Below are 19,900 nucleotides of genomic sequence, written 5' to 3' on the forward strand. Positions count from 1 at the left end.
TGCTAAATAAATGGATGCGCTAAATTAGAGACGCCAGATGCTAAAGCCTGCGTCATGTAAAGCTGCTCTGTCAAATTTCGATTTGATATCAACAAAGCAGGCGTTGTCGATCGTTTTTGCTTTGTAATCGGACAGCGGGCGTTGCATCAACTGGTCATGTGATACGGCGGCAATAATGACGGCAGCACGGGGTAGATTGTCCCATGTTTCCAGTTTTAAACCGTATTCGTGCTGAGCCTCGTCTGCATCTGCCAGAGGATCATGGATGTGCACATCGACGCCATAGGATTGCAGTTCATAAATCATGTCAGCTACTTTGGAGTTGCGCAGATCAGGACAATTTTCTTTGAATGTCAGTCCCATTACATTGACGACGCAGCCTTTGACGTGATGCCCTGATTTGATGATTTCTTTAACGACTTTTTCCGCAATAAATTTTGCCATGCCGTCATTGATGCGACGTCCGGCCAAAATGACTTGAGGGTGATAGCCCAGCATATCCGCTTTGTGCGTGAGGTAGTAGGGATCAACACCGATGCAGTGTCCGCCAACCAGACCCGGACGGAAGTTCAGGAAATTCCATTTCGTGCCAGCTGCTTGCAAGACTTCTAGCGTATCGATACCGATCATGTCAAAAATGATCGACAACTCATTCATCAGCGCAATGTTCAAATCACGTTGAGTGTTTTCTATCACTTTCGCTGCTTCTGCTACTTTGATACTCGTCGCTCTATGCACGCCTGCCACAATAATTCTCTCGTAGAGTTTGGCAACTTTATCTAAAGTGTCAGCATCATCACCGGAGACGATTTTTAAAATCGTGGTCAGTGTGTGTTCTTTATCGCCCGGATTGATTCGCTCAGGTGAGAAGCCCACATGGAAATCTTCTTTCCATTTCAATCCAGAATGTTTTTCCAGTACGGGAATACAGACTTCTTCAGTCGCGCCAGGATAAACAGTGGATTCATAAATCACGATACTGCCGCGTTTTAAGTGCTTGCCGACACTCTCGCTAGCGCCGATTAATGGTCTGAAATCTGGATTGTGCGCAGCGTCCACTGGAGTTGGTACCGCTATCACAATGTAATTCGCCTTTGCCAAATCCGATGGATCTGTACTGACGCTCAGATGGCCAGCTGCTCTCAGATCATCGGACGATAATTCTCCGGTGGGATCGATGAATTCTTTGTAGCTAGCAATTTTGCTGGCAGAGAGATCAAAGCCAATTGTTGTTATTTTTTTGCCGAACTCAACAGCCAAAGGCAGGCCAACGTAACCTAGCCCGACGACACCAACTATATCCATAAAATTTCCATTTTGATAATAATTCTTGAGCAATATAACAGATACGATAAAAAGTCACAATATCTGCTGATGCTTGTATGAGAACGTGACGCAGGATTCCTTAGAATCATAGCCAATATTTACAACAGAGTCGCTTTTTAACTACTTTCTCATCAGTAATTCATGCACAAAGTTAACAGGTATTGCGTATGAAATACCGCTTGGGTTGGTAATCGCGGTTTCTTTTAAGCCTTTAATTGCCACACTATTAATAACGCCGACGACGATGCCAGACTCTGGGTCATAAACCGGGCTGCCGCTATTGCCTGGGTAGGCAGTTGCATCTAATTGATAAACTTGATACGCAGAACGTCGCAGTTGGGTAATGACTTTGGCATCCAACCGTTTTGAATCTGGAGTCGGTTTAGTCACTGGGGTAATCGCAGAAATAATGCCACGATGTGTTGCAGGATGAAATCCCAATACTGCGGCTAAGGGGAAACCAGTAAACGCTATTGCCTGACCTTCTGCTATTTTGTCCGGGCTACCTAATTCCATTGCTGGCAGTGGCGCACCAGAAATTTTTAAGCGCGCCAGATCATGTTCTTCATCAACGGCAATCACTACGGCGGACCGGAATTCAGTTGATTCGCCTTTTGCGGTCAAAATACCGATTATTTCATCACTCGCGAGTAAGCTAAGACCATTAACAACGTGCGCATTGGTGATGACAGTAAGTCCATCTCCAACCACAAATCCAGTGCCAGAAAAATTCACAGCCGGACTACGGGTTTTTTGAAAAGTCCCAATCGCGACTATCGACGGTTTGAGTGTTTTTACTAGAGTTGGAAAGTCACTTGCGAGGCAATTACTCGTCATAGAGCTAACAATAAAAATCGCTAAAAAATAATACGCTAAAGTAATTTTTTTCATATGAATTCTATTGGGAATTTTTATTGTGCAGGGGGATACTAACCGTAGCGGATTCGTACTGAAAGCGCAATCAAATTCAGATTAATTTTTCTTAGACTTTTATCAGAAGTTAGTTTTTGGCAATGACGATTCAGCTAAAAAAGCATCTGTTATTTAGAACTGGTTTTACGTGTTTCAGCATAAAAAACGGCGACCAAAAGGTCGCCGTTTTTTGAGCGATTCAATTTACATTTTTGAGCGACGACGTGCAATCAACAACATGCCTAAACCTAAACCGAGCATCATGATGCTACCTGGTTCTGGAACGACATTTATTTGACCACCAGTTGCTTCTACCAAATACGGAATGTAGCTTGCGAGCAAGATACCACCGAAGTAAGTACCGAAAGTACCAGGAGTCTGACCAGTAAATGTGCCGCTAAAGGTATTATTTGCGACTAGCAATAATTCACCAGTAGTTGGATCTGTTATGAATGATGGTCCACCTGAATCACCAGCGCCGATACCGGATTCTTTGTTGTTTGCCAGTTGTGGAGTGCAAACACCATATTGGGTGCAGAAAGTATCTTTTCCGCCACCGTCAAAGTCCGCATAATAGACTTCATTCGGTCCCGCAAAATTTTGCTCATCATCACCATCAAATAAGTCGATATAGTTTTCGCCAGTGCGTTTTTTTGTAAAGCTGGCGGATCCACTTTGATAGCCATTTACGCCATCACCTGTTGTGCCGTAGCCCGCCATAATGATATGTGTGCCAGAGGTCACAGGATTGCCGGAGATGCTATAGATTTTTGCGCTTGCCGGCGCATCTTGAGACAGAGTGATCACCGAAATATCATCGTTCACACAGAATGAATTGACGCCCGCCGGACACTTACCAAAACCGTTGTAGTTAGGATTCATAGAAATTTTCGATGCGGTAATCAATGCATTGACATTGCCGTTGCTATTGAAGACGACGCGAACATCGTTACCCGGTTTGTTGATATCAACCAGATGGCCATTACCGTCGCTATCAACGCAGTGACCGGCGGAGATCACCTGACGTTTGCCAACTAATGCGCCGGAACACAAGAAAGATTGACCGTCATAGCGGATGTTGATGCTGACTACACCAGAATATGCTGAGCTTGGTGTATTTGGATCAATGTGTGCGTTTGGTGTATCAGGTAATGCACCCGCGGTGATGAGCGGAGTAAAAGTACCATCGACTGCTGCGGCTTGCGCTTGTGAACTGAAAACTGCACCGGCGATCAGTGCCATTCCTGCGACTCTTGTGAAAATGCTTTTCTGACGTAACATTACCTCTCCTTGTGATTGGTCGTTCGATATTTAGACTAGCTTATTATTTCTACTGTTTGCGTCGTGCGCGAAAATTCCTACCGCATATATTGTGCCAGTGATGAAATTTTGTTTTCTTTCAAGCACTTATCTTTTCGTGTGGAAAAGTTTGTGTCTAATTGTAAAATTTACCGACACGACGTAAAGATGCCTCATAGAAATTTTGAGCTAATACAAAATCGCAACTGATTTGTGAGGTGGTTCGATGGAAGTGGAGGGGGATAGTAGCCCAGCTAAGCTGAATTCAATTCAACTTGCATCAGAGTTTCATTGGAGCTTTATCAGAGATAAGTTTAACGTTGGTCTTCTGCTTGTATCGTCAAGGCACCGCGTAACAAGTTAGCTGCCAGGCGGTCAAAGCCATCGCTTTGACTTTGTTTCATCTTTAACTGCAGTTCAACGACGTCGCCATAAGCAGCGCGGATGATGGTCACGCCGTGTTGCTCGCACAGTCGGCGCAACTGCGACTCATCGGCGAATGCCAGTTGATAGACGTGTTCGCACATCAGCTCGATCTGAATTAATTCTGCGGTTTTACATGCGTCTGAAATGGCTTGGCCATAGGCGCGGGTCAATCCGCCGGCACCTAGTTTGATACCTCCCCAGTAGCGCACGACTACTGCCAGAATATTGTGCAGTTGCTTGTGTACCAGCACGTTGTACATAGGTTTGGCGGCGGTGCCTGAGGGTTCGCCGTCATCATCCAAACCAGAATCGCCATCGCAGATCAGTACCCAGCAAACATGTACGGCATTCGGATGTTCGGCACGTAAGTTCGCCAAAATTGCACGTGCTTCTGCGCGGCTGGTAACTGGATACAGCTGGCCTAGAAAGCGACTTTTTTTAATCTCGATTGCGGCGTTGGCGAATGCGGCTAATTGATACATCCAGTAAATACATCCGGTGAGTATATTTGAGTTGTCCATATATTTACTGGACAATATGCTATTTTCTTGGAAAAAATTGGGGAGTATATAGTTCTACTCAGGCTGAGAACTATTTTAAGTCTCGCTCCATTGTCTCATCAAGTTGTGATAACAGCCTACTAGTTTGACGCGCGCACGCTCGTCTGCCTGGGTTTGGTTGAGTGTCTGAATCGCGTTATCCATATCAAATAACAAGCTGCGGTGACCGTCGTCTTTGACCAGACTTTGTACCCAGAAAAAACAGGCGAGGCGCATGCCACGGGTAATCGGTGTGACTCTGTGCAAGCTAGTTGCGGGATACAGCACCATGTCGCCCGCCGCCAGTTTGACTGCATGCATACCGTAGGTGTCTTCTACCTGTAGCTCGCCGCCATCGTAGTCTTGTGGGTCAGCCAAAAACAAAGTGGCGGAAATATCGGTGCGTAGTTTGTTGCCGGTATGTGGATGAATCCGCACGCTGCCATCGACATGCGCGCCGAAGGTCATGCCCTCGCTGTAGCGGTTAAACATCGGCGGATAAACGATATTAGGTAAAGCGGCGCTGATGAACAAAGGATTGCGCTCAAGCGCGGTGAGTATCAACCGTTGGCAATGATGTGCGACCTCGGACCGCTCATCAATTTGCTGATTAAACTTGACCGCAGCACCTTGATAACCGGCTGTTACTCGTCCGTCGACCCAGGCATCACCAGCTTGGCTGAGTAGCGTCCGTACGGCGTCTAACTGCGGAGTATCAAGAACGTTGGGAATATGAACCAGCATGGAGTTTTCTGCTAAGTTTGATTGGTTAGAAATTGAACATTGTCCGGCGCAATAACAAAACCGGAGCAGCAATTATCTTGCAACTCCGGTTTGTTCGCTAGCGCTTAGTTGGTACTCAGTTATTACTTAGTCGCTACTTAATTACTGCAATAAGATAGTTGCCTCACTTTATGCATTACATCCGATAAGTGAATGAAATCATCGCAGCACGTGAGGTACCCGGGACCGAACGACCGCCATCAGATGGGATCAGAGCGTCGTAATACATTTTGTCCGTCAGATTAAACACGTTTAAACGGAGTTCGTATTTAGGCTGTTTGTAAGCTGCTGTGGCATCCCAACGGGTGTAACCACCGACACGGACTACGTTGGTGTTGCTGGCGAAACGTTCCGACATATAAACTGGACCACCGCCCACTTCCCAATGCGGCGCTGGCTCGTAAATGGTCCAGGCGGTCAGGGTGTTTTTTGGGGTGTTAGCTGGTGTTTTGCCTGAGGTGCCATCCAATGCTGATGCGCCGACAATCTTGGCATCCAGGTAGGTGTAATTCAGCGCAAGTTGCAGCTCTTTGTTCACGCGGCCAGTCGCACCGGCACGGAAACCATTGACCCGCACTGTGCCCTCTAGCTCATACACACCGGTGCTGATCAGACTGCGGGCATTTTCTTTCTGCACTTGGAACAGGGCAGAATTCAATGCCAGATTGCCGTCAGCTAAATCCCATTTTCCGCCCAATTCATACGAACGGTTTTTTTCCGGATCAAGATTTTGCTGACCAGTTGTGCCCGTCAATTGTTCCAGTGAAGGATTGAAGGAAGTACCGTAAGAAACATAGTAAGACTGGGTTTTGACTGGCGCCCAAATGCCGCCTAAACGCACACTGGTGAAACCAATCGCTTGCTTAGCGCCTGCCAGGGTTGTGCTACCAGTCGTATTGCTGGCATTGATAGAGTTGCTGATGCCAGCAGTGTAGCGGTCATAACGCAAGCCACCCGCGAGTTTAAACTCAGGGTTTAATTCCATCGTGTCATTGACGTAAGTCGCCACCGTATTAGCCGATCCGCCGGCGCGATTGCCTAGAGTAGTTGGCACTGCCGCTGGCGAATCGCCATTACTCGGATTCAGCAAAGGGACGCAGGCAACGTAGCCCGCGGTAGTGCCGGCGGCATTCAGGTTTTTGCCATTGCATGTGCCGTTGCGATAAAAATTCTGATTGTCGTAACCGTCATGACCTAATTCTAATCCGGCCAAGAGATTATGCTTGAAGCCACCTGCTGTCAGATTGGCGACCAGTTCAGTCTGGTTAAAGAAAGAATAGTCGCGGATATCGCGGTCATGGCTTTGCAGGCGCTCATACAAGCTAGACAGCGGCAAGCTACTGATGCCTGCTGGTGACAACGCGGTAAAGCCACTAGCAGAAACGGTACCGATGGTGTTAGGTGCGGTTTCTCTCGCGCTAGTTTTGACGTAATTGAATTGCGTCTGATTGCGTAATGTGACCTCTGACGATAGTTTATGGATGATGGTGCTGTTAAGTGAGGCGATGTCGGAATCGGTACGGTCATCGTTATAGCCGTACGCCGTTTTGCGATCCACATTGACTGGTGCGCCGTTCAGCGGGCCAAGACCATAGTCTGGCATGTCGTGATTGTGTTGCAGCAAAGCGGACAAGGTGATTTCTGTCGCAGTGCCAATACCAAATTTGACCGATGGTGCAAAACCAAAGTCTTGCAATTTAGTCTGATCACGGGTGGTGGCATTGCCACTTTGCCCCATAGCTAATACGCGCACAGCGGACGTATCAGAAGTTGGTGTGTTGTAATCCACCGTGGCTCTGACCAAGCCATTGCTAGTCACTGATCCGCCGATTTCTGTTTGTTGCTTGAGGATAGGTTTTTTGGTCACTTGGTTAATCACACCACCAGTTGAACCGCGCCCAAACAGCATGGAAGAAGGCCCCATCAAGACTTCGATCGAATCTAATGCGAACGTATCGCGATAGTATTGACCGCGGTCGCGGAATCCATCCAGATAAATATCAGTACGCGCTGAGAAACCGTTGAGGTTAACGTTATTGCCGATCTGGCCGCCTTCTGCACCGCCCAGAGTAATACCAGACACATTGCGTAAGGCATCTGCCAGGGAGTTGGCACCTTGCGATTGCATCAGAGCTTTGTTCACGACCGTGACGGATTGCGCGATGTCATGTGGATCAGCAGGTAATTTGCTGACAGACACTGCACCCGGCGCGAAATCATTTTTTGCGCCTTGGATGACGATTTCTGGCAAGGAAGAGCTGGTTTGTTGCGCTAATAAAGGCAGCGGGCTGGCGAACAGCGTCAATAATGCTGCTGCAATGGGCTTGCGGTGATTCATAGTGATTGCTTTCGGTACGAGGTTAGTGATGCATACCCCTACCGTCACTATATGGCTAGGCTTGGAGAGTTCAGCCTAGATTTTAATCTAAATGAGAATGCTTTTCAATACCATTCAACTTTGAGGAAGTAAATACAGGTAAATCTGAAGCAATCTCACATCCTGCTTTCAGTTTTTATGACTTACGGAAAATTGTCCTAGCCGGGCATAGCGACGACAGCCCTTTAGCACCTAATTTACAAAATACTATCGCTGCAACGCAACTGGGACGGTTTTCTGTAAGCCCCGATTTATTGAATAACAAAATTCTCAAAGAAAATATTGGTCACGCCGTCATGTTCTTTGACGTCCAGCGCTTTGTTGACCGTATCGCGGATTTCTTCTATTAACTCCTTTTTCCCTGCGGAAGAGAGAATATCGCCAGGCTCTTTGCCACTCAGGCTCATTAAAATCACATGCCTTACTACTGGCAGATAGACTTTGATTTTTTCTGCAATTTCTGGATTAGCTAACTGAAGCGTCATGCTGACTTGCAGGTATTTTTCAGAGGTGGATAAATTCACGGTGAACGCTTCCAGCTTGGTCATATTGCCACCGCCGCCGTCTTCTTTCGCTCCCGAATTGGCAAACGCCGAGCCCGATAACGTGCTGCTCAGGCAAATTAAAATGATGTATAGCAAATTGAGCAGGAGATTTTTGTGAAGTCTTGGCGGCGTCATATGCGGCTCGTTTTTATTAAAAACAGCGAGTTAAAAGTAGAAATAATGAGGAGGTAATGAAGAAGCAATGGGGAAACAATGAGCGGAAAATCCATAAAAAAACGGACGAAGAGCATTCATCCGTTTTAATTTTAAATCAGCACAGCAAAACAAAGCCGAGAAATATGTCAACGATCGTCAACTCCGTTCAACTCTGTACATTGTGCCGACAAATTGCGCGTGTAAATTACACCGACAAAGGTTTGTAACGTATCCGTTTTGGCTTGGCACCTTCTTCACCCAGACGTTTCTTTTTATCAGCTTCGTATTCCTGGTAATTACCGTCAAAGAAGCTGACTTGCGAATTGCCTTCAAACGCCAGAATATGTGTCGCAATACGATCCAGAAACCAGCGGTCATGCGAGATTACCATGACGCTGCCAGCAAATTCTAGCAAGGCATCTTCCAGCGCACGCAGAGTTTCCACGTCCAGATCATTGGACGGTTCATCCAGCAGCAAGACATTACCGCCTTGCAGCAGTGTCTTGGCCAGATGCAGACGACCGCGTTCACCGCCCGACAAATTGCCGACGATTTTTTGCTGGTCGCCACCTTTAAAGTTGAAGCGTCCTAGATAAGCACGGGATGGCATTTCAAAACGACCGACTGTCAAAATGTCCGCACCGCCAGCGACGTCTTCAAACACAGTTTTAGTATTGCCCAGATCTTCGCGGGACTGATCGACCAGCGAGATTTTGGCAGTCTGCCCCAGCACCACCTCGCCGCTATCCGGTTGCTCTATACCTTTAATCATTTTAAACAGCGTCGATTTACCGGCACCGTTAGGGCCGATGATGCCGACAATCGCGCCAGGTGGAATTTTAAAGCTGAGGTTGTCGATCAGCAGACGATCACCAAAGGCTTTGGAGACATTTTTAAATTCGATGACTTCGTTACCCAGACGCTCTGCGACCGGGATAAAAATCTCTTGAGTCTCGTTACGTTTTTGGTACTCGTGCTCGCTCATTTCATTGAAGCGCGCCAGACGTGCCTTGCTCTTGGCTTGACGTGCTTTAGGATTTTGGCGTGACCATTCCAGCTCTTTTTGCAAAGCACGTTGGCGGGCAGATTCGGTCGCTTCTTCTTGCTTCAAGCGGGTTTGCTTTTGGTCCAACCAAGAGGAGTAATTACCCTTCCATGGAATACCTGCGCCGCGATCCAGTTCCAGAATCCACTCAGCGGCATTATCCAAAAAGTAGCGATCATGGGTAATTGCCACCACTGTGCCAGGGAAACGCAATAAAAATTGCTCCAGCCAATCGACTGATTCTGCATCCAGATGGTTGGTTGGCTCATCGAGCAAGAGCATATCGGGTTTGGATAGCAATAATTTGCACAGCGCGACGCGACGTTTTTCACCGCCGGACAACACGGCTATCTTGGCATCCCATGGCGGCAGGCGTAATGCGTCGGCGGCCATTTCTAATTGCAGTTCAACATTGTCGCCGCTAGAAGTGGAGATGATGGCTTCTAGGCGCGCCTGCTCATTGGCGAGGGCATCGAAGTCGGCATCTGGCTCGGCATAGGCGGCATACACTTGCTCTAACTTAGCCTTGGCTTCGAATACTTCACCGAGCGCGGATTCGACTGCTTCGCGCACAGTTTGCTCTGGATCAAGTTGCGGTTCTTGCGGTAAATAGCCAATGTTCAGATTTGGCATCGGCACGGCTTCGCCCTGGATGTCCTTATCAATGCCTGCCATAATTTTAAGCAGTGAGGATTTTCCGGAGCCGTTCAGCCCCAAGACGCCGATCTTGGCGCCAGGGAAAAACGAGAGCGAGATATCTTTAAGAATCTGGCGCTTAGGCGGCACGATCTTGCCGACGCGGTTCATGGTGTAGACGTAATTTGCCATTTTTTCGATTTTTTTATGGATGAAGAAGATGGGTGCAAGGATACCGCAAGCCAGCGCAGATGGGGAGTCCTGGGTGGGAGTTTGTTCGTGGATTACATTACACGCGAAATCACGTCTTCAATACCGGGGTCGATATCACGAGCTGGTAGCTGCTTAGCATTGGGATGAGTTGGCGTTACTTTGGAATTGCGTTCAAAGCCTCTTCAGCGACGGATTCCTCCATGCTCAATATTGCAAAGTACGGGAGTATATTTAATTGGCCATATATTTCCTTTACAATAAGGCGATTTATTCCTATACACCCTATCAGTATACCTGGCCAACTCATTACATCTTTGCTGGTTTTCTGGCGATAGGCACAAAATCAAACTGGAACTTCAGAAGTGTTGATTGGCCATTGATGGTGACGGTTTGCGTCAAAGGCGGCTTGATACTTCCCATATTCGGGTGCCAGGCCTTGATCTCGTATTGACCATTGGGCAGATTTTCTAATTTCAATACGCCGCTGTCGTCCGTCTTGGCAAAATAAGGTGTGTCGAGCACCAAGACATAGGCGCGCATCCAGTTGTGTAGTAAGCAGTACACCACGACGATGCCCGCTTTATCAAAAATGACGGGTGGTGGCGTCACGCCTTTGTCGTAGGTTTTGATTTCAAACTCTTTGGCGGGCGAGAAAGACTTAACGTGATGTTCCAGCTTGTCGTAATTGGGGAACTTGACTTGTGTGCCGACACGTATCGGTGTGACATAGGGCGCAAACTGCAAATCGCGCTGGGCAATCACCTCAGTCTCGGTTTTTCCAACTGGCGGCAAGGGCGCGCCGATCGGCGTCGCGTACACCACAACATCTGGCATTAAGGCGCCATTTTTATCCACCGCACTGGCGCTGATGGTGACGCTCCATGCGCTGGACAGCAGGCCAAAGCTGCTGAGGAACAAACTGGCTTGTAGTAAGCGGATGACGGAATGACGGCGCATGGATTATCTCGGTTGAAATTACTTGGTGACGATGGGGCGTTGCATTGGTGCCAGTTTCGCTACCAGCTTATTAGAAACCGAAGAGGGGATGTTATTTTTTTCCATTGCAATTTGTAAGTCTTCTGCCAAGGCGTTGAACTGTGCATTATTGATATTCATCCCCTTGTGCGCTTCTTGCATCTCTTTACCGCTGTATTTGCATGGGCCGCCAGTCAGTGCGCAAAACTGTTCTGCCAACATTAAACCCAAGCGTTCCATATCAGTTTCTTTGAATGCGTCTTTGATGCGGTCGTCTGCTAAAACTATCGGCAAAAAATCAGCCACAATTTTATTGATGCCTTCTTTGCCACCCAAGCCTTGGTACACCGCGTCGGGCGTGGTCTGGGCGAATGCCGCGGTGCTAGTGGCGATAGTAGCGCTGATGCCAAAGCTGAAAATAACAGCTGCTTTGACGAGCTTGGAGCTGAGACGTGTTTGCATGATCATGTCTTTCTAAAATAGGTCAGTTCTTGTATGTGTTTTAGCCTGTGTGCTGTGTTGCGCGATACAGTCAGATTAAAATCCGGCTTGCAGCGACAAATAAAAGCCACGCTGATTGGTCGGATTAAATACGGTGATATCGCCCAAAGTCGCATAGGCCGCAGTGATCGACACATTTTTAGTCGGGAAATAAGCCAGAAACACGTCGTAGTAATCTTTTTCGTTATCGACGCTGAGGTTACGTGGCTTCATCCGGTACTCTGCCCCCAAGGCTAATTTGCGGGTGATTAAATAAGCAGCAGAGCCCTCTAGCATAGGCTTGTACTTGTCTTCTTTATCACCGCCAAAACCGAGAATACCCATTTGGTTGGCTTTGGTCATCCGCAAAGTGCCGTTCAGCAGCAGGCTTTGTTCCAAAAACACTTTAGTGGCTGAAGCGTAGTAATCCACACCGCGATCATCTTTGGCACCTAGTTGCTTGACATTGGTGATGCCCAGAGCGCCCAGGCCGCCGATGCCGTTATTACGTTTGATCATCGCGCCGACGGCAACTTGTGGCATCCAGCTATCTTGGTCATACACGGCGTCACCCGCGACTTTGACTTTGATGCCAAGAATATCTTGCTGGATGTTGAGTGAGTTAAGTGGTGCCAGACTGCCGGTAAATTCTTGCTTAGCCAGGGACAATTCGACCCGGTCTGCGATACCAACGGCTACGCCATAGGTTCTGAGTCCGTAATCTTGAGTTTTAACTTGGGTGTAATGCACATTCGCACCATAGCTGTCGCGTGTGCCATAACCTGTGATTAATGCCCAAGGCGTCAGACCGCCGCCGCCTGCGCCCTCTAGCTGGCTAACGCCGCCGGTTGCGGTCAGTTTGCCCATGTCGGGTCGCATGCTGGATGGTGTGTCGGCTGATGTCGATGTGCTGGCAGGTGCGTTAGTTTGGGCGCTCGCCTGCTGACAGAAAATGGCAAAACTGCTGATCATGGCGGCTTGTAAAGCTCGGTTCTTTAGATACATCGTCAAATACATAGTCATTTCCTCGCTGATAGGTGGGTTGGGAGCATCTCAGCAACGAGCGTCTCGTGGAAGAAATACGTTGGCGTTAGCAAACCGGATTCAAGCCAATGCGAGATAACGACAAATATTGTGTGACATATTGTCAAATCGTATGCGGCTATTTTTTCGGTTCAACGATGTCCCGCTTCATCGGCGCAAGTTTGGCAATCAGTTTGTTCTGTACCGATGAAGGAATATGCTGTTGCTCCATCGCGATTTGCAAATCCTCTGCCAGGGCGTTGAACTGAGCACCAGTGATGCCGAGCTTGTCGTGTGACACCTTCATGCTGTCGCCAGAATAAGTGCAAGGACCACCGCTGAGAACGCAAAATTGTTCTTTTAATAGCTTGGCCAGTCGCTTCATATTGGTTTCTTTGAACGACTCTTTGATACGTGGATCTGCCAGCACTAATGGAATCAAATCATCAACAATATTGCCAATGCCGGCCTCACTACCCAAGCCTTGATAAAGCGCATCGGTCTGTATTGCGGACTCTGCGTAGATGTCTGAATTTGCTGCAAACATGGGCACGACGAACAGCAGTGCTTTCAAGAGTTTTACAGCCGAGATTTTTAAAACTGTTCGCGCGTTCATTTGTATTGTCTCTTGTCGTTTACTAGTTACCAACTTGTAGTGATAAATACCAGCCGCGCTGCGTGGTGGGATTAAACACCGTGATGTCACCCAATTTGGCATAGGCCGCAGTGACAGAAAAATTCTTGGTCGGGAAATAAGCCAAAAACACGTCGGCATAATCTTTTTCATTATCAACACCGAGGTTGCGCGGCTTCATTCTATATTCCATCCCTGCGACCCATTTACGATTGATCAGATAGACCACAGAGCCTTCTAGCAGGGGTTTATATTGATCGTTTTTATCACCACCAAAACCGAGCAAGCCCATTTGGTTTGCCTTGCTCATCCGCAGTGTGGCGTTGATTAACAGGCTTTGTGCCAGATATAGTTTTGTCGCAGACAGGTAGTAATCAACGCCGTTGTCACTGACTGCGCCAAGCTGCTTTACATTAGTGACGCCAAGTGCCCCAAGTCCCGCCACACCGTTATTGCGCTTAAACATCACGCCTAGCGCAATTTGTGGCAACAGCGTGTCTTGATCGGTCACGGCATCGCCGGACAATTTCAATTTAATGCCGACAATATCTTGTTGAATATTGAGATGATCCAAGGGGGCGCGGCTGCCGGTGAACTCTTGTTTAGCTAAAGACACTTCCAGTTTGTCAGCAAAACCCAGCGCGACGCCGTAAGTTTTAAGGCGGTAATCCTGCGTGTCCACTTGCGTGATATGTGCGTTGACGCCATAGCTATCTTCGCTGCCGTAACCGGTGATCAGTGCCCAAGGCGTAATGCCACCGCCGCCAGCGCCTTCTAGCTGACTGACACCGCCGGTCGCTGTCAATTTGCCCATGTCGGGCAAGGCCAAATTTTGCGCGTTGGCTGCTTGTCCAAATAATGGCGAGGACAAATAAAAAAAGAGCGCATTACTTGCGATTACGATTACTTTTTTTATGTACATCAAATGACCTGTGGCTAAAGAGCGTTGGTGCTCGATCGGTATTGCTAAGCTTTTTGCTACGGATGTTTTACGGTGTTGATATTTTGTGTATCGATAATATGAACATCTTGATATGAAAAGATCTCACACCATTAAATTACGCAACACTTTACCAAAAAAAACTAAATCTGCCCGAGCAAAGCCATATCAGGATTTTGATTGAACCTACATTCCTGATATCGTATAAAACTAAGCTTATTCTTCATTATTTTTCTCAAGCCAGATTACGATATTTAACACTTTGTTATACGAAAACAGATGAGCCGGTCCTCCTTACGCCGTGAGTTAGTCGTCCCTATTACTATTTTAGTAATAGGCGTCGCTGCGGCTATTGGCTGGGTATCAATGAGGGCCGGAACCGATGCGGTGAACACGCTGACGCAACGTATTTTGACCGATATGGTTAATCGTATCAGCAGCGCTACCGGAAAGCATTTAGATAGCGCATTAGTGGCACTGGATACGATCGCCCCTAATCCTAAAAACGCCCCGGCAGTACAAAAATTCTCGGATGATCTTGGTTTGCTGGAATCCAAATTGTGGATCGCCAGCGGCCTGTTTATGGATGTGAATAATTACGTCTATTACGGCGGTCAGGATGGCCGCATGGTTGGTGTATTTCGCATCAAACCTGATTTCGTTGAAGTGTATTGGCATGAACCCGGCGCGCGCCAGCGCCAGGTCTATCAGGCAAAAACACCAGGCGACCGGTCGGTGTTATTGCGTACGGATCAATACGATCCGCGTTTGCGGCCTTGGTATCGTGCGGCGATTGCATCCGATAAGCCAGTATGGTCGCAAATTTATAATGACTTTACCTCGGCAGAGCCGACCGTGACTTTGGCTAAGCCCGTATTTCAGCCCAACCATACTTTGATCGGCGTGGTCGCTACCGACGTAACATTAAAAGTACTGTCAGATTTTTTACGGACTTTAGAAATCAGCAAAAACAGTGTCGCTTACATCATCGACAGTGAGGGTTACATCGTCGCCACCTCTGGTGATGAGCTGGCTGTAACACGTGTAAGTCCAAACGATGCGCCGCAGCGCTTGCGTGCATCAGAAATGAAGACGCCACTAATCAGCGAGATTTATAAACGTAGTTATGCCTGGCAAAGAAAAATTTTGCAAGGCGACAAATCAATCTCGTCAACCCAGTCATTTACCCTGGCAACTGGCACAGTCGATGTGGCAGTCGCGGCTTTGGGTGATAAGCAAGGTTTGAACTGGCTGACTGTGGTTGCTGTACCGCGCTCCGATTTTATGAGTAGCGTTAACCAAGGTTTTTTTGAGAGCCTGTTAATTGCAGTGGCCTGTATTCTGTTTGCATTGACGATAGGTTTGACCATCGTTGATCGGGTAATGCGCGACATCCGCAAACTCACCGGCGCAGCAGAAAAATTTGGTGAAGGTCAGCCTTTGCCAGAGCTGGATATCCGGCGCGATGATGAAATTGGCATTCTTGCTCAAACATTTATTGAGATGGAAAAGAAGCTGCGTTTTGATAAATTAACGCAAGTCGCCAACCGGGAATCCTTATTCGCACAAATTAGTTATCTGCAAAAACACGCAAAAAATAATCCCCATGAGCACACCGTATTCACTATCTTATTTGTCGATCTGGACCGGTTTAAATTTATCAATGATAACTATGGGCATGACGCCGGTGACGCCACCTTGGTGATCATCGCGGCCAGGCTAAAAGCGTCTATTCGAGAAACCGATGTTGTGGCGCGTTATGGCGGTGACGAATTTGTGCTCTTACTCAAAGACACCAAAAGCTCTATCGATATTCACAACATGGTAGAGAAAATTTCTACCCTGGTAGAAATGCCGATTGCGCTGGACGATGTTATGGTCAGTGTCGGCGTATCTGTTGGCTGGGCGTGTTTCCCTGAGGATGGTGATGATTATGTACGATTGATTAAGATTGCCGACAGTCGTATGTACAACCATAAAAGAGATCGCAAATCGCACCAAATGCATTTGGTATGAGGACTAGGATTTAATATACTCCCCATTATTTTTCGTAAAATTAGCTTGCAGATCAATGATTGTATGGACAGCTATATAATACTTACCATGAGTATATTGGTTGCTTAGTTAAACAACGAAGCTAACTACCAGCGTCTGGTGTCGCTTGTCTTGCATCCCATTGCGCCATCCAAGTGAGCATCTGCTCGGCTGGCATGGGTTTGCTGATGTAATAGCCTTGCGCCTGATCACAGCCCATGTCCTTGAGCAGTTGCATGACTTCTTTATTTTCGACTCCTTCTGCCACCACTCTCAATCCCATGTTGTGACCAAGATCAATGGTTGATTTGACGATTTTAGTGTCATCAATATCTTTCTCCATTTTCAGAACGAAGGATTTATCGATCTTTAATTCATCCACCGGCAAGCTTTTTAAATACGCAAGTGAGGAGTAGCCAGTACCGAAATCATCAATCGACAAATCGGCGCCCATCGCATGCAAACCTTCTAAGGTCTGCTGCGCCCGGATCGGGTCATCCATAATCGCACTCTCGGTAATTTCCAGACAAAACGCAGCAGGCGTAATGTGATGTCGCTCCAGAATATCGGCAAACTTATTCGGCAAATCCTGATCCAGTAAATCGCGGGTAGACAGGTTGACCGACATTTTCAGGTTCAGACCTTGCGCTATCCATAGGCTACAGATACGGGCGGCATCATTCAGTACCCAGCGGGTTAACTGGCGAATAAAGCCGGTTTGCTCTGCAAATGGGATGAATTGATCGGGGAAAATAAAACCGCGTTCTGGATGTATCCAGCGGATTAGCGCCTCGACAGCAATTACTTTGCCTGTATCCAATGCGACTTTAGGCTGTACATACAAGTGGAAGTGCTGTTGTTCCAGCGCGGTGCGCAATTCACTCAGCAAAGACAAACTTTGCTGGCTGGATTTATCGATGGCTGGCACATAGGTTACCGCGCCGCTGTTGGCACGCTTGGCGGCATACATCGCCACTTCCGCCCGGCTTAACAGGGATTCTGCATCATTGGCATTGTCGGGGAAGCCGGCAATACCAATCCCCGCACCCAGATCAACGGTTTGATCTTCGATCGAAATTGGTTTTTCTAAGGACGCTAAAATTTTTGCAGCCAGCTCTTGTGCTTCTAACAGAGTGGAGTCGGGTAACAGCACGACGAACTCATCACCACCCAGACGCGCAGGTTTGATGGTGCCTTGTCCCAGCTCATTAGTCAGTCTGAGGGCAACTTGCGTTAGTAATTGATCACCAAAACCATGTCCCATCACATCGTTGACATGTTTAAACCGATCCAGATCCATCATCAGAATGTAGCAGGTAGTTTTTTTTGCCCTTGCTTGTGTAATCGCATCTTGCAGCATGCTGACGAACAGTGCCCGGTTTGGCAGATTGGTCAAAATATCCCAATACGCTAAGCGCCGGATTTCTTTTTCGCGGTTGGCAATGCCATCACGCATGACCAGAAAAGTCCGCGCCAGATCGCCGATTTCATCATTGCGTTGCACTTTGATCGTGGCGGTATAGTCACCCGCGCCTAACCGTTTGGCAGTATCCGCTAACTGACGCATAGGGCCAGTAATTCGCTTAGTGGTGACAACGCTAATAATGCTGGCGATGATGACCCCAAGTATCGTGAGTATCAGCAGATCTCTTTGCAGTTGTTTATAGGGCGCAATGGCTTCGCTCAGCGAGACCTGCAATACGGCGACCGTAATCCACTTCTCGTTTTCGGCTAATTTAAGGACGTGCGCGCTGTAGTCTTCATCGCCGATGCGTAGTTCTGCGATGGATTGGCTTGTATCTTGAATTTTGGGAATCTGGGTTGCTAGTATGGCGACTTGTTCTGCATTGAGAGTAGACACATCCGGCATCCATTTATTGCCTTCAGCATGATTCTCGGTCAGCAGTGATATCTGTAAGCCTGACAATTCACGCATGTCAGCGACGATGCGTTGGTCAATCGGGATTGCCATCAACACCCAGGCTATAGTAACTGGTGCTTTAATCGGCACCATCACTAATTGATAAGATTTACCCTTGACGACGGCATTGCGGTACGAACTGCCGACTTGTTCTGCCTGTATCACCAAAGGCAAAATTGATTGCTGAAAACTACTTGCAAAAACATCGCTGGTGGCTGCCGTAATGCTGCGATCCAGGCCTATTACCATAGAAAAACTGGCACCGATTCTTTCACCGTGATTGATTAAGGCAGACTCTATCGTTTTAGTATCGTTGGTACCAATGGCCTCACGAAACGCATAATCTTTAGCAAGCACCTCGCCACTTTGTATCAGTTTTTGTGCATTCTGATCTAGTAAGCGGTTGAAGATTTTTTCGCTCCGCTTCAGTTCTTCCTGAATCGAGGCACGCGCATTGCGATAAATCGTATTTTGAATAACAAAAAATCCTGCGAGTTGAACCATCAGGGTCAGGGCGATAAACAGAGTGACGACGCGGCTTTCCAGACTATGCAAACGCATGAACTATCCTTGCTGATTTGTGGCGATTTTCATTTTTTTGAAATGACTGCATGCTGTTTTAATATCCGGTCGATAAACCATAATAATGGCAACTTACTACAAGCGTAACTCACTCAGTCAATCCCGGAACACTGCGATCAAGTTCAATTTACTTTGTAATTCAATTTGACAACAAGCGCAGAATTGTCGTCCTTGATTACAACGGCTTGCTCACTTATTGGGCTATTCGCCATTTGTTGATAGTACCAAGTTTTTAAACTATATTTCCCAGCAGGCAGGATAGTAATTTTTGCTTTGCCACCGGCATCTGTTTTCGCAAAATACGGGGTATCGACAATTTGGATATATGCCAGCATCTGATCATGGATATTGCAGCCGACTACCACAGTCCCCGGTTTGTCAAAGGTAATCGGTGCTTCGGGCTTGCCTGCATATAGTTTTAATTCAAATGGCTTCGCTGGCGAAAATGAGTAAGCTTGATGCCGTACCGTGTCATTGTTGGGGAAGCTGATGGCTGTCCCAGTCTGTACTACCGTCACCAGAGGGATGAATTTTTTATCTTTTTGCTCAATATCGACTTTGGCAGATTTGGTTTTTTCGATACTGCCATTGTCGAAATACACCACTGCGTCAGGAACAGGTTTGCCAGTGTTGTCGAGTACTTGAATCACATGATCAGCGTGTGCTGGTAATGTATATGCGCCTGATAAAAGAGCAAAAGCAATGGCTGCCAATTGAGTATGTTTCATATTTTGTATCATGGCATTTCTCCTCACTAGATCAATCGTAGAGATATATAGATATAGTCGATAATGTTTTTTCGTGGTTTTTAAGCTCTTCAAAGCACCGGATATCATGATTAGCTAACTTTTTAAGCTACCCTGCATAATCTCTGTAAACTGAGTTTTTGGCTGATAAAGCTAGCTCGAATCGTCTGTCAGTCATGATAATGCAAAATTATTTCAAAAATAGTTTTATGTGAGATCTTTGCACGATAAAAAGCCAAGCAGAGTGTTTACCTCAAATGAGACAATAGCAACAGGATAAATTTAAAGAGTGGCAATCATGGCGTGGA

Annotated in this window: 16 protein-coding genes; 1 reads left to right on the top strand and 15 read right to left on the bottom strand. The window is 47.2% G+C overall.

The window, feature by feature from the left end; translation table 11 throughout:
* Window positions 1–24: 24 nt before the first annotated feature.
* From AAKU64_RS12900 to AAKU64_RS12960, 13 genes are all read right to left on the bottom strand, one after another.
* On the bottom strand, window positions 25–1,305 hold the full coding sequence (locus AAKU64_RS12900; RefSeq protein ID WP_354330206.1) for a nucleotide sugar dehydrogenase: 1,281 nt from the start codon (window positions 1,303–1,305) through the stop codon (window positions 25–27).
* A gap of 141 nt (window positions 1,306–1,446) precedes the next feature.
* Window positions 1,447–2,217, bottom strand: coding sequence for a S1C family serine protease (locus AAKU64_RS12905; RefSeq protein WP_354330208.1), 771 nt, complete (start codon window positions 2,215–2,217; stop codon window positions 1,447–1,449).
* A gap of 225 nt (window positions 2,218–2,442) precedes the next feature.
* A complete protein-coding gene (locus tag AAKU64_RS12910) occupies window positions 2,443–3,519 on the bottom strand; it encodes a trypsin-like serine protease (RefSeq protein WP_354330210.1) in 1,077 nt (358 codons plus the stop codon).
* A gap of 332 nt (window positions 3,520–3,851) precedes the next feature.
* The gene (locus AAKU64_RS12915; RefSeq protein WP_354330212.1) at window positions 3,852–4,484 is read right to left on the bottom strand and encodes an IMPACT family protein; all 633 of its coding nucleotides are present in this window, start codon (window positions 4,482–4,484) and stop codon (window positions 3,852–3,854) included.
* Window positions 4,485–4,559: 75 nt separating this feature from the next.
* Entirely contained in the window at window positions 4,560–5,246 is a 687-nt protein-coding gene (locus tag AAKU64_RS12920; protein WP_354330214.1) for a Fe2+-dependent dioxygenase, read from the bottom strand.
* Between the two features lie 175 nt (window positions 5,247–5,421).
* On the bottom strand, window positions 5,422–7,623 hold the full coding sequence (locus tag AAKU64_RS12925; protein WP_354330216.1) for a TonB-dependent receptor: 2,202 nt from the start codon (window positions 7,621–7,623) through the stop codon (window positions 5,422–5,424).
* A 290-nt stretch (window positions 7,624–7,913) separates the two neighbouring features.
* The gene (locus AAKU64_RS12930; RefSeq protein WP_354362221.1) at window positions 7,914–8,342 is read right to left on the bottom strand and encodes a flagellar basal body-associated FliL family protein; all 429 of its coding nucleotides are present in this window, start codon (window positions 8,340–8,342) and stop codon (window positions 7,914–7,916) included.
* Between the two features lie 226 nt (window positions 8,343–8,568).
* Entirely contained in the window at window positions 8,569–10,236 is a 1,668-nt protein-coding gene (ettA, locus tag AAKU64_RS12935; RefSeq protein WP_354330220.1) for an energy-dependent translational throttle protein EttA, read from the bottom strand.
* 327 nt (window positions 10,237–10,563) lie between these two features.
* Entirely contained in the window at window positions 10,564–11,214 is a 651-nt protein-coding gene (locus tag AAKU64_RS12940; protein WP_323492769.1) for a methylamine utilization protein, read from the bottom strand.
* An 18-nt stretch (window positions 11,215–11,232) separates the two neighbouring features.
* The gene (locus AAKU64_RS12945) at window positions 11,233–11,694 is read right to left on the bottom strand and encodes a group I truncated hemoglobin (RefSeq protein ID WP_354330222.1); all 462 of its coding nucleotides are present in this window, start codon (window positions 11,692–11,694) and stop codon (window positions 11,233–11,235) included.
* Window positions 11,695–11,769: 75 nt separating this feature from the next.
* On the bottom strand, window positions 11,770–12,591 hold the full coding sequence (locus AAKU64_RS12950) for a DUF3034 family protein (protein ID WP_354330283.1): 822 nt from the start codon (window positions 12,589–12,591) through the stop codon (window positions 11,770–11,772).
* A gap of 283 nt (window positions 12,592–12,874) precedes the next feature.
* Window positions 12,875–13,351, bottom strand: coding sequence for a group I truncated hemoglobin (locus AAKU64_RS12955; protein WP_354330224.1), 477 nt, complete (start codon window positions 13,349–13,351; stop codon window positions 12,875–12,877).
* Window positions 13,352–13,373: 22 nt separating this feature from the next.
* Window positions 13,374–14,183 (bottom strand): DUF3034 family protein, encoded by an 810-nt coding sequence (locus AAKU64_RS12960; protein WP_354330285.1) that lies wholly within the window; start codon window positions 14,181–14,183, stop codon window positions 13,374–13,376.
* 405 nt (window positions 14,184–14,588) lie between these two features.
* Between AAKU64_RS12960 and AAKU64_RS12965 the strand changes: the two genes are divergently transcribed.
* On the top strand, window positions 14,589–16,325 hold the full coding sequence (locus AAKU64_RS12965; protein WP_354362222.1) for a sensor domain-containing diguanylate cyclase: 1,737 nt from the start codon (window positions 14,589–14,591) through the stop codon (window positions 16,323–16,325).
* 121 nt (window positions 16,326–16,446) lie between these two features.
* Here the strand turns inward: AAKU64_RS12965 and AAKU64_RS12970 are convergent, their stop codons facing one another.
* Window positions 16,447–18,825 carry a putative bifunctional diguanylate cyclase/phosphodiesterase gene (locus AAKU64_RS12970; RefSeq protein ID WP_354330227.1) on the bottom strand — a complete coding sequence of 793 codons (2,379 nt, stop codon included), beginning with the start codon at window positions 18,823–18,825 and terminating at the stop codon, window positions 16,447–16,449.
* Between the two features lie 143 nt (window positions 18,826–18,968).
* Window positions 18,969–19,586: a methylamine utilization protein gene (locus AAKU64_RS12975; RefSeq protein WP_354330229.1), complete on the bottom strand. Its 618-nt coding sequence runs from the start codon at window positions 19,584–19,586 to the stop codon at window positions 18,969–18,971.
* Between the last annotated feature and the right edge of the window lie 314 nt (window positions 19,587–19,900).

It is taken from the genome of Undibacterium sp. GrIS 1.8 (genome assembly GCF_040544445.1).
Classification (GTDB): Bacteria; Pseudomonadota; Gammaproteobacteria; order Burkholderiales; family Burkholderiaceae_D; genus Undibacterium.

Bases quoted from the DNA above. Each gene is read 5' to 3' on its own strand.
- AAKU64_RS12960 (WP_354330285.1), bottom strand. From the start codon at position 14,183: ATGGGCAAATTGACAGCGACCGGCGGTGTCAGTCAGCTAGAAGGCGCT.
- AAKU64_RS12955 (WP_354330224.1), bottom strand. From the start codon at position 13,351: ATGAACGCGCGAACAGTTTTAAAAATCTCGGCTGTAAAACTCTTGAAA.
- AAKU64_RS12940 (WP_323492769.1), bottom strand. From the start codon at position 11,214: ATGCGCCGTCATTCCGTCATCCGCTTACTACAAGCCAGTTTGTTCCTC.
- AAKU64_RS12945 (WP_354330222.1), bottom strand. From the start codon at position 11,694: ATGCAAACACGTCTCAGCTCCAAGCTCGTCAAAGCAGCTGTTATTTTC.
- AAKU64_RS12900 (WP_354330206.1), bottom strand. From the start codon at position 1,305: ATGGATATAGTTGGTGTCGTCGGGCTAGGTTACGTTGGCCTGCCTTTG.
- ettA (WP_354330220.1), bottom strand. From the start codon at position 10,236: ATGGCAAATTACGTCTACACCATGAACCGCGTCGGCAAGATCGTGCCG.
- AAKU64_RS12920 (WP_354330214.1), bottom strand. From the start codon at position 5,246: ATGCTGGTTCATATTCCCAACGTTCTTGATACTCCGCAGTTAGACGCC.
- AAKU64_RS12905 (WP_354330208.1), bottom strand. From the start codon at position 2,217: ATGAAAAAAATTACTTTAGCGTATTATTTTTTAGCGATTTTTATTGTT.
- AAKU64_RS12975 (WP_354330229.1), bottom strand. From the start codon at position 19,586: ATGATACAAAATATGAAACATACTCAATTGGCAGCCATTGCTTTTGCT.
- AAKU64_RS12915 (WP_354330212.1), bottom strand. From the start codon at position 4,484: ATGGACAACTCAAATATACTCACCGGATGTATTTACTGGATGTATCAA.
- AAKU64_RS12925 (WP_354330216.1), bottom strand. From the start codon at position 7,623: ATGAATCACCGCAAGCCCATTGCAGCAGCATTATTGACGCTGTTCGCC.
- AAKU64_RS12965 (WP_354362222.1), top strand. From the start codon at position 14,589: ATGAGCCGGTCCTCCTTACGCCGTGAGTTAGTCGTCCCTATTACTATT.
- AAKU64_RS12970 (WP_354330227.1), bottom strand. From the start codon at position 18,825: ATGCGTTTGCATAGTCTGGAAAGCCGCGTCGTCACTCTGTTTATCGCC.
- AAKU64_RS12950 (WP_354330283.1), bottom strand. From the start codon at position 12,591: ATGCGACCCGACATGGGCAAACTGACCGCAACCGGCGGCGTTAGCCAG.
- AAKU64_RS12930 (WP_354362221.1), bottom strand. From the start codon at position 8,342: ATGACGCCGCCAAGACTTCACAAAAATCTCCTGCTCAATTTGCTATAC.
- AAKU64_RS12910 (WP_354330210.1), bottom strand. From the start codon at position 3,519: ATGTTACGTCAGAAAAGCATTTTCACAAGAGTCGCAGGAATGGCACTG.